Source organism: Oceanimonas baumannii (assembly GCF_002245495.1).
Taxonomy (GTDB): domain Bacteria; phylum Pseudomonadota; class Gammaproteobacteria; order Enterobacterales; family Aeromonadaceae; genus Oceanimonas; species Oceanimonas baumannii.
This window is the reverse complement of record NZ_NQJF01000010.1, coordinates 67,190-85,101: the sequence shown is the minus strand read 5'-3', so window position 1 is coordinate 85,101 and position 17,912 is coordinate 67,190. Positions and strand designations below refer to the sequence as shown.

Here is a 17,912-nt window from a genome sequence, read left to right as displayed (position 1 = left end):
TACCGCTCGAGTCTATCATGGCTACTGACGGTGTCGTGGTTGTGTATACCCATATTGGGCGGAGCGTGAGTAGTACAGCTCTGCCATGATACTGAACTCAGCCCCGGCTCCGCTGATACCCTGGTAATAAAAAACCCGGCCGAAGCCGGGTTTAATTTATTTGTAAATTAAAATAGGTAATCAGCCGTTCAGCTGAGCCAGAGCCTGATTCAGGGTAGCGCTGGGGCGCATCACCTTTTCCAGCTCGGCCGGATCGGCGTGGTAGTAGCCGTGTACACCGGCAGACTTGCCCTGTACCGCGTTCAGCTCTTCCACGATTTTGTCTTCGTTATCAGCCAGTGCTTTGGCCAGCGGCGCAAAATGCGCGGCCAGTTCGGCGTCTTCGGTTTGCGCGGCCAGCTCCTGAGCCCAGTACATGGCCAGATAGAAATGGCTGCCCCGGTTGTCCAGCTCACCGGCACGGCGAGACGGTGATTTGCCGTTATCCAGCAACAGCTCGGTGGCTTTGTCCAGAGCTCCGGCCAGCAGCTTGGCTCGGGTGTTGCCTTCCTTGAGGCCCAGCTCTTCCAGTGATACCGCCAACGCCAGGAACTCGCCCAGAGAGTCCCAGCGCAGGTGGTTTTCTTCCATCAGCTGCTGTACGTGCTTGGGCGCAGAGCCGCCGGCACCGGTTTCATACATGCCGCCACCGGCCAGCATGGGAACAATGGACAGCATCTTGGCAGAGGTGCCCAGTTCCATAATGGGGAACAGATCGGTGAGATAGTCACGCAGTACGTTGCCGGTCACGGAGATGGTGTCTTTGCCGCGCTTCATGCGTTCCATGGAGAAACGGATGGCTTCGTTATAAGACATGATGTGAATGTCCAGACCGGTCAGATCGTGCTCCTGCAGGTAGGTTTCTACCTTTTTGCGCAGCTCGTTGTCGTGAGCACGCTCGTCGTCCAGCCAGAATACTGCCGGGGTGTCGGAGTTGCGGGCACGGTTAACGGCCAGTTTCACCCAATCGCGAATGGCGGCGTCTTTTGTCTGGCAGGCGCGCCAGATATCGCCTTGTTCCACGTCGTGCTGCATCAGCACGTCGCCGGCTTCACTCACCACACGCATGGTGCCGTTTTCAGTCATCTCAAAGGTTTTATCGTGAGAGCCGTACTCTTCGGCTTTCATCGCCATCAGGCCAACGTTGGATACCGAGCCCATGGTGCGCGGGTCAAAGGCACCGTTGGTTTTACAGAAATTGATGACTTCCTGATAAATACGGGCATAGGTGGACTCAGGCATGACCGCCTTGGTGTCTTTCAGCTTGCCGTCGCGGCCCCACATTTTACCGGAGTTGCGGATCATGGCCGGCATGGAGGCATCCACAATCACGTCGCTGGGCACGTGCAGGTTAGTGATGCCTTTGACCGAATCTACCATGGCCATTTCCGGACGGTGCTCGTAGCAGTCGTGGATGGCTTCTTCAATTTCTTCCTGGGTCGACTGGGGCAGGGTCTTGATCTTTTCCAGCACGCTGTTCATGCCGTTGTTGGGATTCACTCCCAGTTCTTCAAACAGCTTGCCGTATTTATCGAATACTTCCTTGTAGAACACTTTAACAGCATGGCCGAACACGATGGGGTGAGAGACCTTCATCATGGTGGCTTTAACGTGCAGAGACCACATCACGCCCGCATCTTTACATTCCTGCAGGGTCTTTTCAAAGAAGGTTTCCAGTGCGTTGGCGCTCATAAACATGCTGTCCAGCACTTCGCCTTTTTGCAGTGCCAGCTCTTTTTTCAGCTGGGGCTTGCCGTCTTTACCGATAAATTCAATGCGTACGGTCTGAGCCTTGTCGCTGGTGATGGATTGTTCGCTGGAGAAGAAGTCACCACCGTTCATGTAGTCGGCATGGGAACGGGACGCCTTGCACCACTCACCCATGGAATGGGGGTACTTGCGGGCAAAGGCTTTAACCGCGGTCGGGGCACGGCGATCTGAGTTGCCCTGGCGCAATACCGGGTTGACGGCACTGCCCAGAATTTTGGAATAAGCGTCACGAATGGCTTTTTCTTCATCGTTTTTCGGCTCATCAGGCAGATCGGGAACCTGATAACCCTGAGACTGAAGCTCTTTGATACAGGCGCGCAGCTGAGGCACGGAAGCGCTGATGTTGGGCAACTTGATGATATTGGCGTAGGGATCCTGCGTCAGCTGGCCCAGCTCGGCCAGGCCGTCGGTAACACGCTGTTCGTCGGTCAGGTGTTCGGGAAAGGCGGCCAGGATGCGGCCGGCCAGGGAGATATCGCTGAGCGTGACATCAATGCCAGCGGCATCGGTAAAGGTGCGAATAATGGGCAGCAGAGAGTAGGTGGCCAGCGCAGGTGCTTCGTCAGTCAGGGTGTAGACGATGGTTGATTGTTTTTTGGTCATTATTTCCCTATTTCCCAGGTTTGGTGTTGGGGGAGCAGCGGTTACGTCTGGCACCAGAGGGTATCAGGTGCTGACGCTTGACATCACGCTGCACGGAATTTCCGTCACTTATTGTATGACACTTGGGCGTCAGGACTTAAGTGCTCAAGTTCAAATAAGAAAGAAATAGTCAGTCAAGATGTACATACGCGCTGACGGTGAAAGTATAATTTTAGAAAAGCCTTACTTAACGAACAGGTATTCATCTCAATGCCGTCATTTGAAAGGGCTCAGGGTCGTGTTTAGCGGAAATGCGGCGCTTCAGCGGGATAAAGCGATAATGAAGGATTCTGTATGAGAAAAAATCTCCCTGTCACCGATAATGAACGTACCTTCGGTATCAATGAGCACTTGGTATCAACCACCGATATCCAGGGTAATATTCTTCATTGCAATGATGCGTTTGTGGCCGTCAGTGGCTATACCCGGGATGAACTTATCGGCCAGCCTCACAATATGATCCGTCATCCCGATATGCCGCCTCAGGCATTTAAAGTGATGTGGGAACACCTTAAAGCCGGTAAGCCCTGGATGGGACTGGTAAAAAACCGCTGTAAAAACGGCGATTATTACTGGGTGGATGCATACATGTCGCCGATTACCGAAAAGGGCAAGATTGTCGGTTACGAGTCGGTGCGGGCCTGTCCGGCGCGGGAGGATGTGGCCCGGGCCGAGCGGCTCTACGGGCAGCTGCGGGCGGGCAGGAAAGCGCTCCCAGCCATGTTCTTTAAGCGATCTTTGTTCTGGCTGGTGGCATCTCAGTTACTGGTGGCCGGCCTGCTGCTGACCGGGTATACCGATGCCGGCATCGCTGCCGAACTGCTGGCACTGGCCGCTTTTGCGGGCTGGAGCCACTACCGGCATACCTGTTCGCTGAAACAGCTGGATGTGCTGTTGGGGAGTGCCTTTCGTCATGAGCTTGCCGTGCAGACTCACAGTCATGAGCAGGGCATGCAGGGCCGGCTGAATGTGGGGATCCGCAGTGAGAAGGCGCGTCTTATGGCCACCATTACCCGTATTGAAGATGCGGCAGTCAGAGTGCACGGTCGTTCAGAGGAGGGCCTGATGCAGTCCCGGCAAACGCGGGAAGGCATGTCCGGCCTGAGTGAACAAACCGAGCTGGTGGCCACCGCTATGAATGAGATGAGCACCACCATAAATGACGTGACGGCCCATGTGCAGGAAACTGCCAGTCAGGCTGACACTGCCAGTCAGATGGCCAGGCAGGGTCTGACGGTAGCCGGTGTGACCCGGGAAGCGATCGCTGAACTGAAAAGCATTGTGGACGATATCAGCGGTGAGGTCCGGCAACTGGCGGAGCAAACTTCCTCCATTGCCCGGGTGGCAGGCATGATTGAAACATTATCGGAGCAGACCAACCTGCTGGCACTTAATGCGGCCATTGAGGCTGCCCGGGCCGGTGACCAGGGCCGTGGTTTTGCGGTGGTAGCCGATGAGGTACGACAGCTGGCCGCCCGTACCCGGGATTCTACCGGTGAGATCCATCGTATTGTGGCAGAGCTGACTGAGCGGGCCGGCTCGTCCGTCGACGTGGCGGAGCAGGGGAAAGCCAGTGCCGAATCGGGGCTGGCGCGGGTAGTGGAAACCGAACAGACCCTCAGCGGTATCGTGTCAGCGGTGTCCCGCATTGCCGATATGTCTTTGCAGATGGCAACAGCGGTAGAGCAGCAGGCCCGGGTGGCGGAAGATATTAATCAGCAGTCGGTAACCATGGCGGAGGTATCCGATACGGGGCTGACGCAGGCAGATGCGGCTGCCGGTAGCATGGAGGCATTACAGCTGGTGGCCACCGAGTTGCACGATCTGGTGGTGCGGCTGAAGCGGTGAGGTAAACCGTGAGTCATTCAGCGGGTGGGCTTGTGTCCGGAATGGGTATCCGGGCTGAAGCCCGCCTTACTTGCGTCTGGCATAGGTCCGGCTGAGCCGGCGCAGTACCGGTAATTGCTGCTGAAAGTTGTGGCAGGCGGCACAGATAAGCGTGTGCAGCCTGAGTGACAGCTTTTCTCCGGCGGTAAGAGACCGCTCCTGGGCTTCGGACATCAGCCGGGTAGCCTGATGACATTTCAGCATGTGGCATCTCCTTGTCGTTGCCAGCGGTTTTCCAGGCACTCACGCAGCCGCAGACGGGCGCGGTACAGCAACACATTCAGATTGCTGACAGTCAGTGCCAGTTCGGTACAGATCTCTGCGCTTTCCAGTCCGATAAATTCCCGCATCATAAATACCCTGCCCTGGCTGGCAGGCAGACCATTGAGACAGGCCTCGAAGATTTCCCAGAAGCGTTCGTCTTCCAGGTTGTCATCGGGAGAGCTCCAGCGCACCGGGCGCGCCTCTTTATGCCAGCGGCCATGCTGATTAAACAGTGTTTCTTCAAACTGTCGGTCTTCCCTGTCGCTCAGCTCGCTCACTGTCGCCAGTCGTTTCCGTTTACGCAGTTCATCGGCAATTTTGTGTTTAAGAATGGCAAACACCCAGGTTTTGTAGGCGGAGCGACCGTTAAAAGAACGGGCATAACAAAAGGCACCAAGCATGGCCTCTTGCACGGCGTCTTCCGCCATGTGCGGATCCCGCAGTTGCAAGGTGGCAAATTTCAGCATTTGCAGCCGCAGTTGTTCGTTCAGCTCGGGTGATTCCGAAGGCGCAGCCATGACACTCCTTGTCGGTTTAGTCCGGAGAGATAACGAACAGTTAATCACAGACTTTTCCTGTTAGCCAATGATCCAGTGACACCACCCCCGGCCCGCGAGCGGCCAGCAGCAATAAGACGGTGGCCCAGACGCCATGCAGAGGCCAGGCTCCGGGATAGACCAGCACCTGAATGACCAGCGTCATGCCCAGAAGCGCCAGCGCCGATATCCGGCTGGCGAGCCCAAGTACCAGCAGCAGCGGAAATACATGCTCGGCGGTGGCGGCCAGCAGGGCCCCCAGTTCGGGCGAAATGAATGGGAGCCGGTATTCTTCCCGGAACAGAAACACTGCCGAGTCATTCAGGCTGGGCCAGCCCAGGCTGAACTCGCCGCTGATAACATCCAGGCTGAAGTTGTCGACTTTGGTCTGGCCCGAACGCCAGAACACGGCGGCAATGGAAAACCGGCCCAGCAGAGCGATCAGTGAATAAGGCAGGCGGCTCAGTCGCTCACGCCAGGTGCATATAGTGTGAGTGAGGCTCATGATGTTTCTCCCTTGGTGATCACGCCGGTGATGGTCTGGTTGGTCAGCAGGCACTGCAGCAGGTCTGCGGGGTTAACGTCGGCATGGCGTTGTGCCGTGCGTTCAAGAGCGGCACTCAGCGGCAGGCCGGTCATGAGGGCCGTCATAAAGTCACTGTCGGCATCGTTCAGGCCAATCATATTTACTATCAGCCCGGGCCGTAACAACAGTGCATTTTCGGCTATAGAGAGATCAATCTCATTTAGTCGGCCTTCGCCATGATGGGCCCGCCATAGAGAGCACACCGCAAAAGAGGAGCGCAGCAGGAAGCAGGCGGGAGATAGCTGCAGGCTCTGACCGGCAAGACGTTCCGGGTCAGCCAGCAACGCCTGCAAGATATCTGTGGCCACGGCATTGGCATCGGCTGCATGGCGCACCTGTTGCAGAGCAAGCTCCAGCCGCGCCATGTCTGCCAGATAGGGCAGGCTGGCAGCGGGAGCAAAACCGGCAATAAATGCGGGCATTGTGGTGCCGTATTCGGTCAGCAATGGTGTGGCAGGAGGTGATTGTTCAATATAGAGGGCGGCCATGGCGTTGAAAAAGTCTTCCCCCACCAGTTGCCGGCACACCGGAAACTGGGCTGCCAGCGCCTCGGTGAGGGAGGCCCGTATATTGTTGCGGTACACATTAAAACGAGCCTGCCGGCCGGGGTGAGTGGTGACGGTATCGGGTACCGGTTGGCTGGCATCGAGCAGGGCATGGTAAAAAAGGTTATGCATGGTGGCGCTCCTGCTGGCCGGCTCGCTCCAGCAAATGCTGAATATAGCCGGTTTCTGCCAGCAGCTCGTTCAGGGCAGGAACATGGTTATCCCGCTCCAGCAGCGTGGGTCGTGGGCCGGTCTGCTTCAGTAGCCACTGATACAAGGACCATACCGGCTCGGCTACCGGGCTGCCATGGCTGTCGATCAGCAAGCGGGCACCACTGTCATCGGTTTGCTCGTCAAAGCCGGCCAGGTGTATCTCGCCCACCTGCTGCAGCGGCAGGGCGTTAATATATCCCTGTGCATCGCGTCGGTGATTGATTGCCGATACATACACATTGTTGACGTCCAGCAGCAGGCCGCAGCCGGTGCGGCGGACCGTCTCGCTGATAAAGTCGGCTTCATCGAGCGTGGATTCGGTGAAGGTGAGGTAAGTGGCGGGATTTTCCAGCAAAATGGTGCGATTCAGCACCTGCTGCACCCGCTCCACATGATCACACAGTCGTTGCAGGCTGGCCGGAGTATAGGCCATGGGCAGCAAGTCATTGGCATAACGCCCCCGGTATCCGCTCCAGGCGATATGTTCGGATACGGCCTCGGGCTGATAGCGCTGCACCAGGCGGAACAGCCGGCCCAAGTGGTCTTCATTCACCGGCTCGACACCGCCCAGCGACAGCCCCACGCCGTGCACCGACAGCGCGTAATGATCGCGAATGCGGCTCAGATAGTGATGGCGGGGGCCGCCTTCCACCATAAAGTTTTCTGCATGAATCTCCACAAAACCCAGTCCGGGGCGGCTGGAGAGTATGTCTTCGGCGTGCTGCAGCTTAAGCCCCAGTCCGGCAGCGGCCGGCAACCGGGAGGCACCGGTGCCGGCGGTGTTAAACGCTGTGGTCATGGTGCCTCCTCAGGCTCAGGCCTTTACTTCCTTAAAGGCTTCCAGCTGGCCCTTGCCAGTGGGTGAGGTGGGGGAGTCGGTTTCCAGGCAGGTGCCGGCAGGCACCAGTTTCCAGGAATTACCCTGATAGTCGATCTTGGATGTGCCGGCGCAGGTGGTGCCGGGGCCAGCGGCACAGTCATTCTGACCGGCCATGGCGACACCGAAGCACTTTTCCATGGCGTGCTTGTTGCCGGCATGGCTGTCGGCCAGAGCCGAGCCGGAAGCGGCCAGGGCGGTGCTCAGCGCAAAAGCGAGAGTGGTTGCGGTGTTGATCTTGTTCATGGCGCAAATCCTTCTGTTGAGTGATGAAAGAAAGGCGGGATATCGCCGTCTTTTCATTCTGTAAGTCGAAGGACGAAGCGGGTTTCTTACAATTTTTTTCAGGTTTTTGTTTGCTGAGGGATTTCCTCGATTTCCACAATTTTGGAGCGGCTCACCACCACTTTCCACCGCTGCAGCACCGGCGGATTCTGGCCCTGCACTTCCCGGGTGACCAGATTGAACAGATAGCGCTTTTCTACCGGCTGACGGACGACCTGACGGTCTTTCAGCTGATAGACATGGTGCGAGCCTTTTTCCATCAACCGGGCCAGCATGCCCAGATCCAGCTGCAGGCTTTCCCGGGTCTGCTCATAACCGGTCAGAAAGCGGGTGGGCAGCATGCGTGAATGACTGCCGTAAAACATCACTACCTCTTCACGCTGGCTGACACTGGCCCGGCGGGCGGCCCGCACTTCTTCAGGCACCCGGGCTGGACGTTTATAATCAAACCATTCCAGCTGGCGCCCGACTGGCTGGGTGCTGTGTACATCAAAATATTGTCGCCGCCATTTGGGTCTTCCCTTACGCAACCATCGCCACAGGGTATTGCGCAGGTCATCCTTAAACAGTTCCCGCAGGGCATAGAGCAGAGCCAGGGCAAAGATCACCATCATGGAGATGCCGCCCAGGGTTTCCCGGACCTCGTAGGCCGCCAGAGAAACGGTAGTCATCACCACGGCAGTTACCACCGACTTAAGCAGTTTCTGCTCGCCGCCGCCCAGCTCCCGGGTTTTCTCCTTGAGGGTGACCGGGTACTCAATCAGCCTGCGCAGCAGCCGCATTTTATTGGAAATACGCGACAGTGAGTCACTGGCGTGGGCGGTATTGTACTGGTGTTTAATGCGATGCTGGCGCTCCAGGGCAGAGACTTCCAGTAGCAGGGGTTTCACGGTTTTATAGTCCCCGTTGCGAGGCAGGTGGGCCACCAGCGACAGCAGCCGCTGTTCGGTAAACCAGGACACATAGTTATCGATATTGGTGTAGTACTTGCGCAGGGTGTCGTCGGCAGGCACCCGGCGACGCAGCCGGCTGAGAATATCCTGGGCCAGCGCTACAACCTCCTCAACCTTTTCCCGCTCTACCTGATCCATATGGTTACGCAGGTCGTGGCAGGACTGCTCCAGCCCCACCACATACTGATAGCCATAAAGGCTCAGGCTGAGCCGGTATTGTTCCGGGGTGAGTTTGCCGCGTTCTGCCAGCCGGCTGTGCACCAGTGGCAGGTGAGGGCGATCGCTGAAGTAAGTACGGCTGGTGTGAATGGCATTGTGGTAAAAGCTCTCTTCGGGCACGACCGTGCTGTTGAGGCCCAGCTCTCCGGGAACAAACAGATAGAGCTCAAGCCGGTGCTCGGTAGCTTCCCGCAGAATGCGTGAGAGCTTGAGTAAGTGGCCGTCTTTGCGTTCAGCGGCAATCACGAAATGGCGGCCTCCGGTATCAGTCCTGCAGCAGGCGTGAAGAGCGGCTCAACAGGCCATGCAGCAGAGTCTGAGTGGTATTTAATTCATCGCCGGTATCGTTCACAAAGCTCATCATGGTGGTGAGATAAATGCCGGTAAGGGCTACTTCGCCCGCACTGCGACGCCAACCGGCGGCCTGCCAGTGGGCGGATTCCAGCAACCACTGCACGGTACGGCTGATACGGGTAAGGCCATGGGCCTGCAGGTGAAAGTGACCCGGCTCCAGCTTATAGCCCAGTATTTCCTTTACGATATTGCGATACGGTGACAGGTAGTCAAACCAGGTCATCATAGCGCTGAACAAGCGTTCATTTAACGGCAGCTGCTCGTCCGGCAACAGGCTCAGCAGTGCCTGATCGGCACGGTCGAACAAGGCTTCGGCCAAATCATCACGGGAACGAAAGTGCTGGCTCAGTGCTGCCAGGCTCAGCTCTCTGGCTTCGGCCAGCTCGCGCAGGCTGAACCCATGCCAGCCCCGGTGCAGAGCCAGGTGCAGCGCGGTATCGAGAATGGCATCCCGTTCGGTGCTCTGATGCGTCATCACGGTCTCCTGCTGTGGAATGGGGAGCATATCAACAGACTATAACAAGAAAACGGGCCGCAATGGGCCCGTTATTATGTTTACGCCAGCAGCGATTATTGCTGCTGGTCGGTCAGGGTTTTGCCATGTCCGGTCCAGAACACTTTGGCGCCATCGTGCAGCGGGGTCACAATGCCCATGGTGCCGGAGTCGATGTTCATGGAGGCGGCGGCCTGGGACACCGAACGCATAAAGGTCAGGCCTTCCTCGGAGTAAATTTGTGTCAGGCTGTCGGCAACCTGAGCTTCAGACAGATGACGGCCTGCTACCCAGAGGGCGGAGTCCTGTACCGTAACCACGTCGTAGTCTACGCCCGGGTAGGTGCCGGCGGGAATGGTGACTTCGGCATAGTAGGGATGATCCTGGAACAGGGTGCCATTGCTGGCGGCTTCATGCACCTGCAGCAGGCGGATATCGTTGCTGGAAGCAGCCTGAATGACGGAAGCATTGGGGAAGCCGGCGAATACCCAGAGCGCGTCAATCTGGCGGTCACCCAGCGCCGAGGCTCCCTGGTTGTAACCGATGTACTGGGGGGTGATCTTGTCCCACAGACCGACGCTTTCAAAAAAGCGCTGGGCTGAGGCGGCGGCACCGGAGCCTGCCGGCCCCACGGCCACGTTTTTGCCTTCCAGCTGGGAGACCTCGGTAATGCCGGCACCGTCGAGCACGATCAGGTGGGCGGGGGCACCGTAGAGGTAGGATACAGCCTTGGCGTTGCGGTACTTGCGGGTGTCGTTGGTCAGCTTGCCGTTCAGGCCCAGGAACATGTCACCGGAGTAGACAATACCGAAGTCGGCGTCTTTGGAATTGACCCGGCGCAGGTTTTCCACCGAACCGGCAGAAGCCATATTAGACACTTCCACGCCGTCCAGGGTTCGGGACAGGCGGGTGGAAATGCCGTTGGAAAAATACTGAAAGGTGCCGCCGTCGGGGCCGCCGGAAAAGGCCAGGCGCTCGGTCTGGGCCTGAGTGGCAGCGGTACTCAGGCTGGCCACGGTGGCCACGGCCAGGGTAGTCAGAACACGAAAAGACTTGTTGGTCTGTTTGCTCATAGTGCTTTCCTCTTTTTGATAACGTTTATGGTCTTCCGGTGAATACGTTTTAGTCGCGCTCGGGCACCGTCAGTACAGGGATGTCCGACTGGCGCAGGACCCGCTCGGCGGTAGAGCCGAGCAGCAGTTTTTCCATGCCGCGCCGGCCGCGTGTGCCAAGTACAATCAGGTCGGCACCGAGCGCCGAGGCCCCGGCCAGAATTTCTTCGGCGTCGTAACCCAGCCTCAGTTCGGTGCTCAGCTCGCCAGCAAAGTTCTTGAAATGACGGTTCTTAAACGCGTGCAGATCGCTCATGGCCTGAGTTTTTACTTCTTTTACAAAGGCTTCCATCACACTGGCGGGAATGCCGCGGCGATGGCGATCATCCAGCTCAGTGATCACGTGCAGCAGGTACAGGTGAGCGCCGTGGATCTCGGCCATGTCCCGTGCCAGGGCCGCCGCACCGGCGGCACCCTCGGAAAAGTCAGTGGCATACAGGATAGAGTTAATCCGTGACATGGGCCCTCCTTAACGGGCGTTGGAATGGTTAACGGCGGAGCGGGGGCTGTCTTCGCGCTGCAGCCACCACACCAGAGCGACCAGTGCCAGGCCGGCAACATCGGAGAGCAGGCTGGGCCAGTACAGCAGCAGGGTACCGACACCCAGCAGCAACCACTCGTGCAGACGAGTTTTACGGCGCAGGTAGCCCATGGCAAAGGCACCAAAAGCCAGTGTACCCAGCGTAGCCGAGACAAAGGCGGTCATGATTTCAAGCAGGGTGCCGTCGAGCAGCATGGCCGGCACATAGGCAAACAGCAGCGGCATGACATACAGCATTTTGGCGAACTTGAACGAGGTCCATCCGGTCTTCCATGGATCCGAACCGGCGATGGCGGCTCCGGCATAGGCGGCCACACACACTGGTGGGGTGATGTTGGAATCCTGGGACAGCCAGTACACGATCATATGGGCGGCAATGGCCGACACGCCGAACTCACCCAGTGCCGGCACGGCTAGTACTGCCACAATCAGATAGGCAGCGGTCACCGGTACCCCCATGCCCAGAACCAGTGAGGCGATGGCCACCAGTACCAGCGCCAGCAGCAGGCTGTCGCCGGCCATGGAAATAATCAGGTCAGAGAATTTGAGGCCCATTCCGGTGAGGGAGATGGTGCCTACAATGACGCCGATCACCCCGATGGTGGCTCCGACGATTAGGGTATTGCGCGCACCGGTCTGAATGGCTTCCCAGATCTCTCTGGGCCCCATGCGGGTTTCCTTGCTGACCCAGCTGACGGCGATGCACGACAGGGTAGCCCAGAACGCCGAGTTGCCGGCGGAGCGGCCGGCCAGCAGCAGCACCGTGATGATGACCAGTGGCAGAGCGTAGTACCAGCCGTTCTTGAATACGGTTTTCCAGTGAGGAATTTCTTCTCCCTGTATGCCTACCAGGCCATGCTTTTTGGCTTCGAAGTGAACCATGCAGTACACCGCCAGGAAGTACAGAATCGCCGGTCCGATGGACAGGATCATGATGGTGGAATAAGGAGTACCGGTGAGTTCGGCCATCAGAAAGCCGCCGGCACCCATGATGGGAGGCAGAAACATACCACCGATGGAAGCCGCAGGCTCAATGGCGCCGGCCACGTGGGGTTTGAAACCGGCCCGCTTCATCATGGGAATGGTAAAGGCGCCGGACGACACTGTGTTGGCGATGGCGGAGCCGGATACCGAACCGAACAGGGCAGAAGAAATGACCGCCACCTTGGCCGGACCACCGGTGGAACGGCCGGCCATGGCCAGGGGTAAGTCAATAAAGAACTTGCCGGCACCGGACTTCTGCAAAAAGGCACCAAAGAAGATGAACAGAATGACATAGGTGGCCAGTACGCTGGCCATAACCCCGAACACGCCATTGGTGGTCAGGAACAGAGCGGTAGCCAGGCGTTCAAAGCGGAATCCTCTGTGGGCGAACAGCTCTGGCAGATAGGGCCCGAACAGGGCAAAGGCGATCATGCCTATGCCAATCAGGGTAATGGACCACCCCAGTACCCGGCGGCAGATTTCCAGTGACAGCAACAGGCCGACTACACTCACCAGCATGTCTACTTCATTCTCGGCACCAGCCCGGTAGTTGAGCGCTTCAAACTGGCTGATCCAGTACAGTACGGTACCGGCCACCATCAGTGCCAGTACCACATCACTGGCGGTGGGGCTGTTGCTGTTGCGCTGGCTCAGCCACTGATCCAGTGGGAGCATCAGGGCGGCAAAGGGTACGATCAGGGCCAGCACATAGTGCAGCCGATCGAGATCCTGCTCCAGTGCTACCCCCAGGCCGTCGTATTCCCAGGTTTCCCGGAACAGGGTGATTTGCTGGTACAGGGCGGTGGGCGAATCGTAAATGATAAAGCAGCCCGCCAGCAGGGCCAGCAGGGCGGCGCTGACCACCGACAGGCCGGCATGGGCCGAGCGGCCACCGGCGGGGTAAAGTAAAAACACCAGTACAAAGGTGATCAGCACATAAATACCGAGGTGATATTGTGTGCTGAGGGCGGATACGCCGGCACCGTAGAAATAAAGTGCCACCATGGCGGCGGCCAGGGCTGCTGTCAGCCAGGCCCAGGGCCCGGAGAGCTTGCGCTCGGTTTTGGCATCCTTTTCCATCAGCTCCTTGAGCTTCTTCTGCTCTTCGGGGCTGAGCTCGTCGAGCTGTTGTTGCTGCTGTGACATTCCTTAACCTCGTTTTTTCATTGGCTGCTAACAAGCGACCTTTTCCATTAACAGCTTATTAGCAAAAATAAGGCCAACTTATGTTTATATCGCGAAAGACCGCGCCATGACTGGGTATTAACTGGTTCGGAAATAACAGGTGTGCGGAATAAGGTGGACGAAATGGGTGGAGATATACCCATGAAAATCCAGAAATGGGTGAGTTCCCACCCATTTTAATTAAAAGGGATTGATAGCAGGGACTGCTGCTTGAGCATGAAGGATATCAATCACCATCCGGTACTGAAGTGTGATCGTCTTCACGGTGCGAAAACGGAGCAATGGGTGGAGTTCCACCCATTGCAGGGTCAGCGACTCTGGTGGTTGACCGGGGTAGCTCGCAACAGGTTGTCATGTACCGGACAGCGGGCACACACCAGTTCAAGAAACGCCTGCTTTCCGGCCTCATCAAGATCTGCATCGATGTCGGCACGGATATCAATGTGCTTAAATCCGACCGGATCGGTACTCGGCTTGCCTGCCAGTCCTGCCGGATTGAGTTCGCCATTGACTTCTACTTTAATGCCACGCAGCTCAAAGCCCTGTTCCCGGGCAGTCATTCGGGCAATGGTGGACACACAGCCAGCGAGGGCAAATAAAAAGGTATCCAGCGGATTCGGTCCGGTATCGCCGGCTGCAGGCTGGTCGATAACCAGTTGATGTTTGCCCACTTCGGCTCTCACCTGCCAGCTGTTGGTCATTTCTGTTGTTACGGTATAGGTTTTCATTGTCGCAAACTTATCTAATTTAGGTTTTTCTTATACTAATGCTGGCAGGATGAAAAGCAAGCGGGTTACATTTGGATTTCAGGGTGTTGCTCTGCTGTTTGCAGGGACATGCCGGAGCCGAGCGTCACATGACGGGACGCTGCAGCGTGTTCACCCCTTGTAGTCTTTTTTGTCGAGGCCGTGTTTTTTCATTTTGTCGTACAGGGTTTTGCGTGGCAGTTGCAGGCTTTCCTGGGTGTGTTTGATCGAGCCGCCATGGCGGGCCAGCTCGGTCTGGAGCAGGGTTTTCTCGAACTGGTCGACCCGTGCGGCCAGCCCCTGACCAATGGCTGGGTGGTGAGTATCGCCGTTATTGCCCAGATCAAAGGAACAGGCTTCACCCAGCAGCACGTAGCGTTCCGCCAGGTTACGCAGCTCCCGCACATTACCCGGCCAGAGGTGACTCATCAGCATATGCAGTCGCTCGGCCGACAGGGGGGGAATCTCGCGCTCGAACAGGGCGGACGCTAGCAGAGCAAAATGCTGAAAGAGTAACGGAATATCTTCGGGACGGGCGCGCAGGGGAGGAATATCGATGCGCACCACATTGAGCCGGTAGTAAAGATCTTCCCGGAATTCGCCGGCATCGGCCAGCGCCCGCAAGTCTGCCTTGGTGGCAGCGATAATACGAAGGTCGAGAGGAATCAGGTGGTTGGAACCCAGCCGTTCAATGGCACGCTCCTCCAGTACCCGCAATAATTTTATCTGCAGGCTGATGGGCATGCTTTCGATTTCATCCAGAAACAGGGTGCCACCGTTGGCGTACTCGAACTTGCCGATGCGTTTTTCCCTGGCATCGGTAAAGGCCCCCTTCTCGTGGCCAAACAGCTCGGATTCAATCAGACTCTCAGGCATGCCGCCACAGTTGATGGCCACAAAATTCTGCTCGCGGCGTGGGCTGTGTTCGTGAATATAACGGGCCATCAGATCCTTGCCTGATCCGGTTTCCCCCATCAGTAAAATGTCTGCCGGGCTGGAGGCTACCGTCTGTACCAGCCGGCGCAGTTCCTGCACTGCGGTTGAAGAGCCGATAATGCGCGGGCCGGGTGCGCTCTGAGCCTGAAGTTCCTGACGCAGACGGCGGTTGTCCAGGGTCAGAGCACGTTTTTCTAGTGCTCTGTGCACAACATCAAGCAGTAAATCTGACGAAAAGGGTTTTTCAATAAAGTCGTATGCACCGTTACGAATGGCGCTGACGGCCATGGATATATCGCCAAAGCCGGTGATGAGTATCACCGGAATGTCTCTGTCGATGGTCCTGATCCGTTCCAGCAGTTCCAGCCCTGTGGTACCCGGCATGTTGATATCAGTAATGACGATGCCGGTAAAGTGTTCGTCAAGCAGCGCCATTGCCTTGTCAGCGCTGTCCAGTGCGCAGACGTGATAATCTTCCAGCTCCAGGGTCTGGCCGGCGGAGCGTCGGATGGCGGCATCATCGTCGATCAGCAGTATCTGGGGCGTGGTCATGCAGGCTCCTTGTCGGCTCGATTTAATACAAGAGTAAAAACGGCACCACCCAGAGGATGATTGGCGGCAGTCAGTTCACCTCCCAGGCTCTCCGCAATACGATGGGAGATGGACAGCCCCAGCCCCAGCCCGGTGGATTTGGTGGTAAAAAAGGGCTCGAACACATGTGCCAGCGCCTGCTCACAGAGGCCTGGGCCATAATCACGCACGGCAAGAGTAACGTGCTCATCTCCAATCGTAACATTAACGTCGATGCGGGGTGCTGTGGTCCCTGTCATGGCCTGCAATGCATTACTGATCAGGTTAACCAGCACCTGCTCCAGCCGGCCAGGGTCGCCGGTTACAGAGATATCATCCCACTGCTCGGGCCAGTGAAGATGGGCGTGCTGCTTTTCCAGTTCTACTCCCAGTAGTACCATCGTTCCCCGGCGTAGCTGGGCCAGCTGGGTTTGTGCACTACTGGCATCACGCTTGCGGGCAAATTCCCGGAGAGGCTGCAAAATGGCTGCCATGCGCTCGGCCAGTCCGCTGATTTCCTGCAGATTACTTTCCACAGCCTCATGGCGGCCCCGCTCCAGCAATTTGCGGCCGTTGTCGGCAAACTGACGGATGGCAGTCAGTGGCTGGTTCAGCTCATGATTGATACCGGCCGACAGTTGGCCCAGTACCGCCATCTTGGCTGCCTGCACCAGCTGGTTCTGGGTTTGGTGATGCAGTTCCACTTCCCGCTGAAGTCGTTGGTTACTTTTGGTCAGCTGCCGGGTGCGCTGTTCTACCCGTCGTTCCAGTGCTTCGTGAGCCAGCTGCAACTCGCGTTCATGACGTTGCTTCATACCGTGGCGGGCGCGTAAAAACAGCAGCAAGGCGGCCAGCGTCCAGAATATGGCCAGTCCTGCCGTCAGGGTCCGGGTTATGTGTGCTTTAAGTGGTAATAAATTGGCCAGCACCGCTACCTGCATGCCCGCTTCCGGCAGCAGCTTGCTCACCAGCAGATAATGACCGGCGGCATCCATTCCACCCAGTGTCAGCAGTTGTTCGCCTTCTGCCGTGGTTTCTCTGTGTTGCAGTGGCAGGGGCTTAAGGATGGTATTTTCGTAGCGGCGGCTGGCTTCAATGCGGCTCAGTAGTTGTGAAGGGGAAGTTTGTTCCCCCGGCTTCGGCAGCAGGCGGAAGCGCCAGTTATGGCGGGTAGAAATAAAAATGACGCCGTCTTCATCCATGACCAGAATGTCCTGCAGGGGATCATTCCAGCTGCCTTCAATGTCTTCCAGATCCACCTTGATAACGGTAACGCCGATCACCTGGTCGTTTTGCCACACCGGTGAGGAAAAGAAATAGCCCCGCACCCGGGAAGTGTTCCCCAGTGCAAAGTAACGGCCCTGGCCCCCCTCCATGGCCTGCTGAAAATAGGGGCGGAACCGGTAATCGTTGCCCACAAACGGGCTGGGGCCGTTCCAGTTACTGGCCGCCAGCGTAATGCCGTTGCTGTCGATAAGGTAGCTGTCAGTGGCTCCCATGGTGTCATTCACCCAGGCCAGGTAGTGGTTGGCGGCATCGGTTTTTTGCGGGCTGGCAGGATCGTTCAGCAAGTCTTTGAGCTGTTGCTGTTCTGCCAGCAGTTTGGGCAAATCCCGATGCCGGGCCAGCTGATGGCGCAGGTTGATGATGTAGCGGCCCAGGCTGACTTCGGCACTTTGCCGGATCTGTGTCAGCCCCTGTTCTCTGGCATGAAAAAATAACCCTGTGCTTACCAGCAGGGTGCCAAACAGGAGTAGCAGGGGCAGGGCAAAACGGCGCAATGGTGTGACAGTGAAAAAGGAGTTCTGCCATCATGATGGCGAACATTGAGCTTCCTGTCATCGAAAATTGACGTGATGCTGACCGCACTCTTGAGTACAAAGGCCGTTTGCAGCGACAATAACACTTTTTACGGAGCTTCCATGGCCTTTCGCATTCGTTACCAGTTTCGCAAGCAGCAAAAAGAAATCGGCTATGCCAACGATAAACACCACAGCATTTATGATGCGATTGCCAGCGCTGAAAAACTGGATCTTACCGAGTTTCGCCGTATGGAAGATCAACTGGCCAATATCAGCCGTAATGATAGAAAAACCATGAAGGAATTTCGGGAAGAATATTTCCGCAAGTTGGGTGTGACGCAAATCACGATATTCAGAGACGAATAAACCGAGC

General features: G+C 57.1%; 17 protein-coding genes. 2 read left to right on the top strand and 15 right to left on the bottom strand.

Annotated features, from left to right (window positions below):
• Nucleotides 1–180: 180 nt before the first annotated feature.
• Nucleotides 181–2,412 (bottom strand): NADP-dependent isocitrate dehydrogenase, encoded by a 2,232-nt coding sequence (locus B6S09_RS12770; RefSeq protein ID WP_094278883.1) that lies wholly within the window; start codon nt 2,410–2,412, stop codon nt 181–183.
• A gap of 333 nt (nt 2,413–2,745) precedes the next feature.
• Here B6S09_RS12770 and B6S09_RS12765 point away from each other — a divergent pair, with 333 nt between their 5' ends.
• The gene (locus B6S09_RS12765) at nt 2,746–4,299 is read left to right on the top strand and encodes a methyl-accepting chemotaxis protein (protein WP_094278882.1); all 1,554 of its coding nucleotides are present in this window, start codon (nt 2,746–2,748) and stop codon (nt 4,297–4,299) included.
• Nucleotides 4,300–4,365: 66 nt separating this feature from the next.
• Here B6S09_RS12765 and B6S09_RS18320 read toward each other — a convergent pair whose 3' ends face one another.
• The 14 genes from B6S09_RS18320 to B6S09_RS12700 all read right to left on the bottom strand — a co-directional run bounded on the left by B6S09_RS18320 (nt 4,366) and on the right by B6S09_RS12700 (nt 17,518).
• On the bottom strand, nt 4,366–4,542 hold the full coding sequence (locus tag B6S09_RS18320) for an anti-sigma factor family protein (RefSeq protein ID WP_134113989.1): 177 nt from the start codon (nt 4,540–4,542) through the stop codon (nt 4,366–4,368).
• Nucleotides 4,536–5,120 carry a sigma-70 family RNA polymerase sigma factor gene (locus B6S09_RS12760; RefSeq protein ID WP_094278881.1) on the bottom strand — a complete coding sequence of 195 codons (585 nt, stop codon included), beginning with the start codon at nt 5,118–5,120 and terminating at the stop codon, nt 4,536–4,538. Before B6S09_RS12760 ends, B6S09_RS18320 begins: the two co-directional genes overlap by 7 nt.
• A gap of 40 nt (nt 5,121–5,160) precedes the next feature.
• Nucleotides 5,161–5,643: a DoxX family protein gene (locus B6S09_RS12755; RefSeq protein ID WP_094278880.1), complete on the bottom strand. Its 483-nt coding sequence runs from the start codon at nt 5,641–5,643 to the stop codon at nt 5,161–5,163.
• Nucleotides 5,640–6,401, bottom strand: a complete 762-nt coding sequence (locus tag B6S09_RS12750) for an HvfC/BufC N-terminal domain-containing protein (RefSeq protein ID WP_094278879.1) — start codon at nt 6,399–6,401, stop codon at nt 5,640–5,642. Before B6S09_RS12750 ends, B6S09_RS12755 begins: the two co-directional genes overlap by 4 nt.
• On the bottom strand, nt 6,394–7,281 hold the full coding sequence (bufB, locus tag B6S09_RS12745; RefSeq protein ID WP_094278878.1) for an MNIO family bufferin maturase: 888 nt from the start codon (nt 7,279–7,281) through the stop codon (nt 6,394–6,396). The genes B6S09_RS12750 and bufB overlap by 8 nt, the downstream gene beginning before the upstream one ends.
• A gap of 15 nt (nt 7,282–7,296) precedes the next feature.
• Nucleotides 7,297–7,605 carry a BufA1 family periplasmic bufferin-type metallophore gene (locus tag B6S09_RS12740; RefSeq protein ID WP_094278877.1) on the bottom strand — a complete coding sequence of 103 codons (309 nt, stop codon included), beginning with the start codon at nt 7,603–7,605 and terminating at the stop codon, nt 7,297–7,299.
• 98 nt (nt 7,606–7,703) lie between these two features.
• Nucleotides 7,704–9,062 (bottom strand): hypothetical protein, encoded by a 1,359-nt coding sequence (locus B6S09_RS12735; protein WP_094278876.1) that lies wholly within the window; start codon nt 9,060–9,062, stop codon nt 7,704–7,706.
• Between the two features lie 19 nt (nt 9,063–9,081).
• A complete protein-coding gene (locus B6S09_RS12730) occupies nt 9,082–9,645 on the bottom strand; it encodes a TetR/AcrR family transcriptional regulator (RefSeq protein ID WP_094278875.1) in 564 nt (187 codons plus the stop codon).
• A 95-nt stretch (nt 9,646–9,740) separates the two neighbouring features.
• Nucleotides 9,741–10,736, bottom strand: coding sequence for a TAXI family TRAP transporter solute-binding subunit (locus B6S09_RS12725; protein WP_094278874.1), 996 nt, complete (start codon nt 10,734–10,736; stop codon nt 9,741–9,743).
• A 49-nt stretch (nt 10,737–10,785) separates the two neighbouring features.
• On the bottom strand, nt 10,786–11,235 hold the full coding sequence (locus B6S09_RS12720) for a universal stress protein (protein ID WP_094278873.1): 450 nt from the start codon (nt 11,233–11,235) through the stop codon (nt 10,786–10,788).
• 9 nt (nt 11,236–11,244) lie between these two features.
• Nucleotides 11,245–13,446: a TRAP transporter permease gene (locus B6S09_RS12715; protein WP_094278872.1), complete on the bottom strand. Its 2,202-nt coding sequence runs from the start codon at nt 13,444–13,446 to the stop codon at nt 11,245–11,247.
• A gap of 347 nt (nt 13,447–13,793) precedes the next feature.
• Nucleotides 13,794–14,213: an OsmC family protein gene (locus B6S09_RS12710; protein WP_166670320.1), complete on the bottom strand. Its 420-nt coding sequence runs from the start codon at nt 14,211–14,213 to the stop codon at nt 13,794–13,796.
• A 150-nt stretch (nt 14,214–14,363) separates the two neighbouring features.
• Nucleotides 14,364–15,719: a sigma-54-dependent transcriptional regulator gene (locus B6S09_RS12705; protein WP_094278870.1), complete on the bottom strand. Its 1,356-nt coding sequence runs from the start codon at nt 15,717–15,719 to the stop codon at nt 14,364–14,366.
• A complete protein-coding gene (locus B6S09_RS12700; protein WP_094278869.1) occupies nt 15,716–17,518 on the bottom strand; it encodes a sensor histidine kinase in 1,803 nt (600 codons plus the stop codon). Before B6S09_RS12700 ends, B6S09_RS12705 begins: the two co-directional genes overlap by 4 nt.
• 141 nt (nt 17,519–17,659) lie before the next feature.
• Between B6S09_RS12700 and B6S09_RS12695 the strand changes: the two genes are divergently transcribed.
• A complete protein-coding gene (locus tag B6S09_RS12695) occupies nt 17,660–17,905 on the top strand; it encodes a DUF2960 family protein (protein WP_094278868.1) in 246 nt (81 codons plus the stop codon).
• The last annotated feature ends 7 nt before the right edge of the window (nt 17,906–17,912 follow it).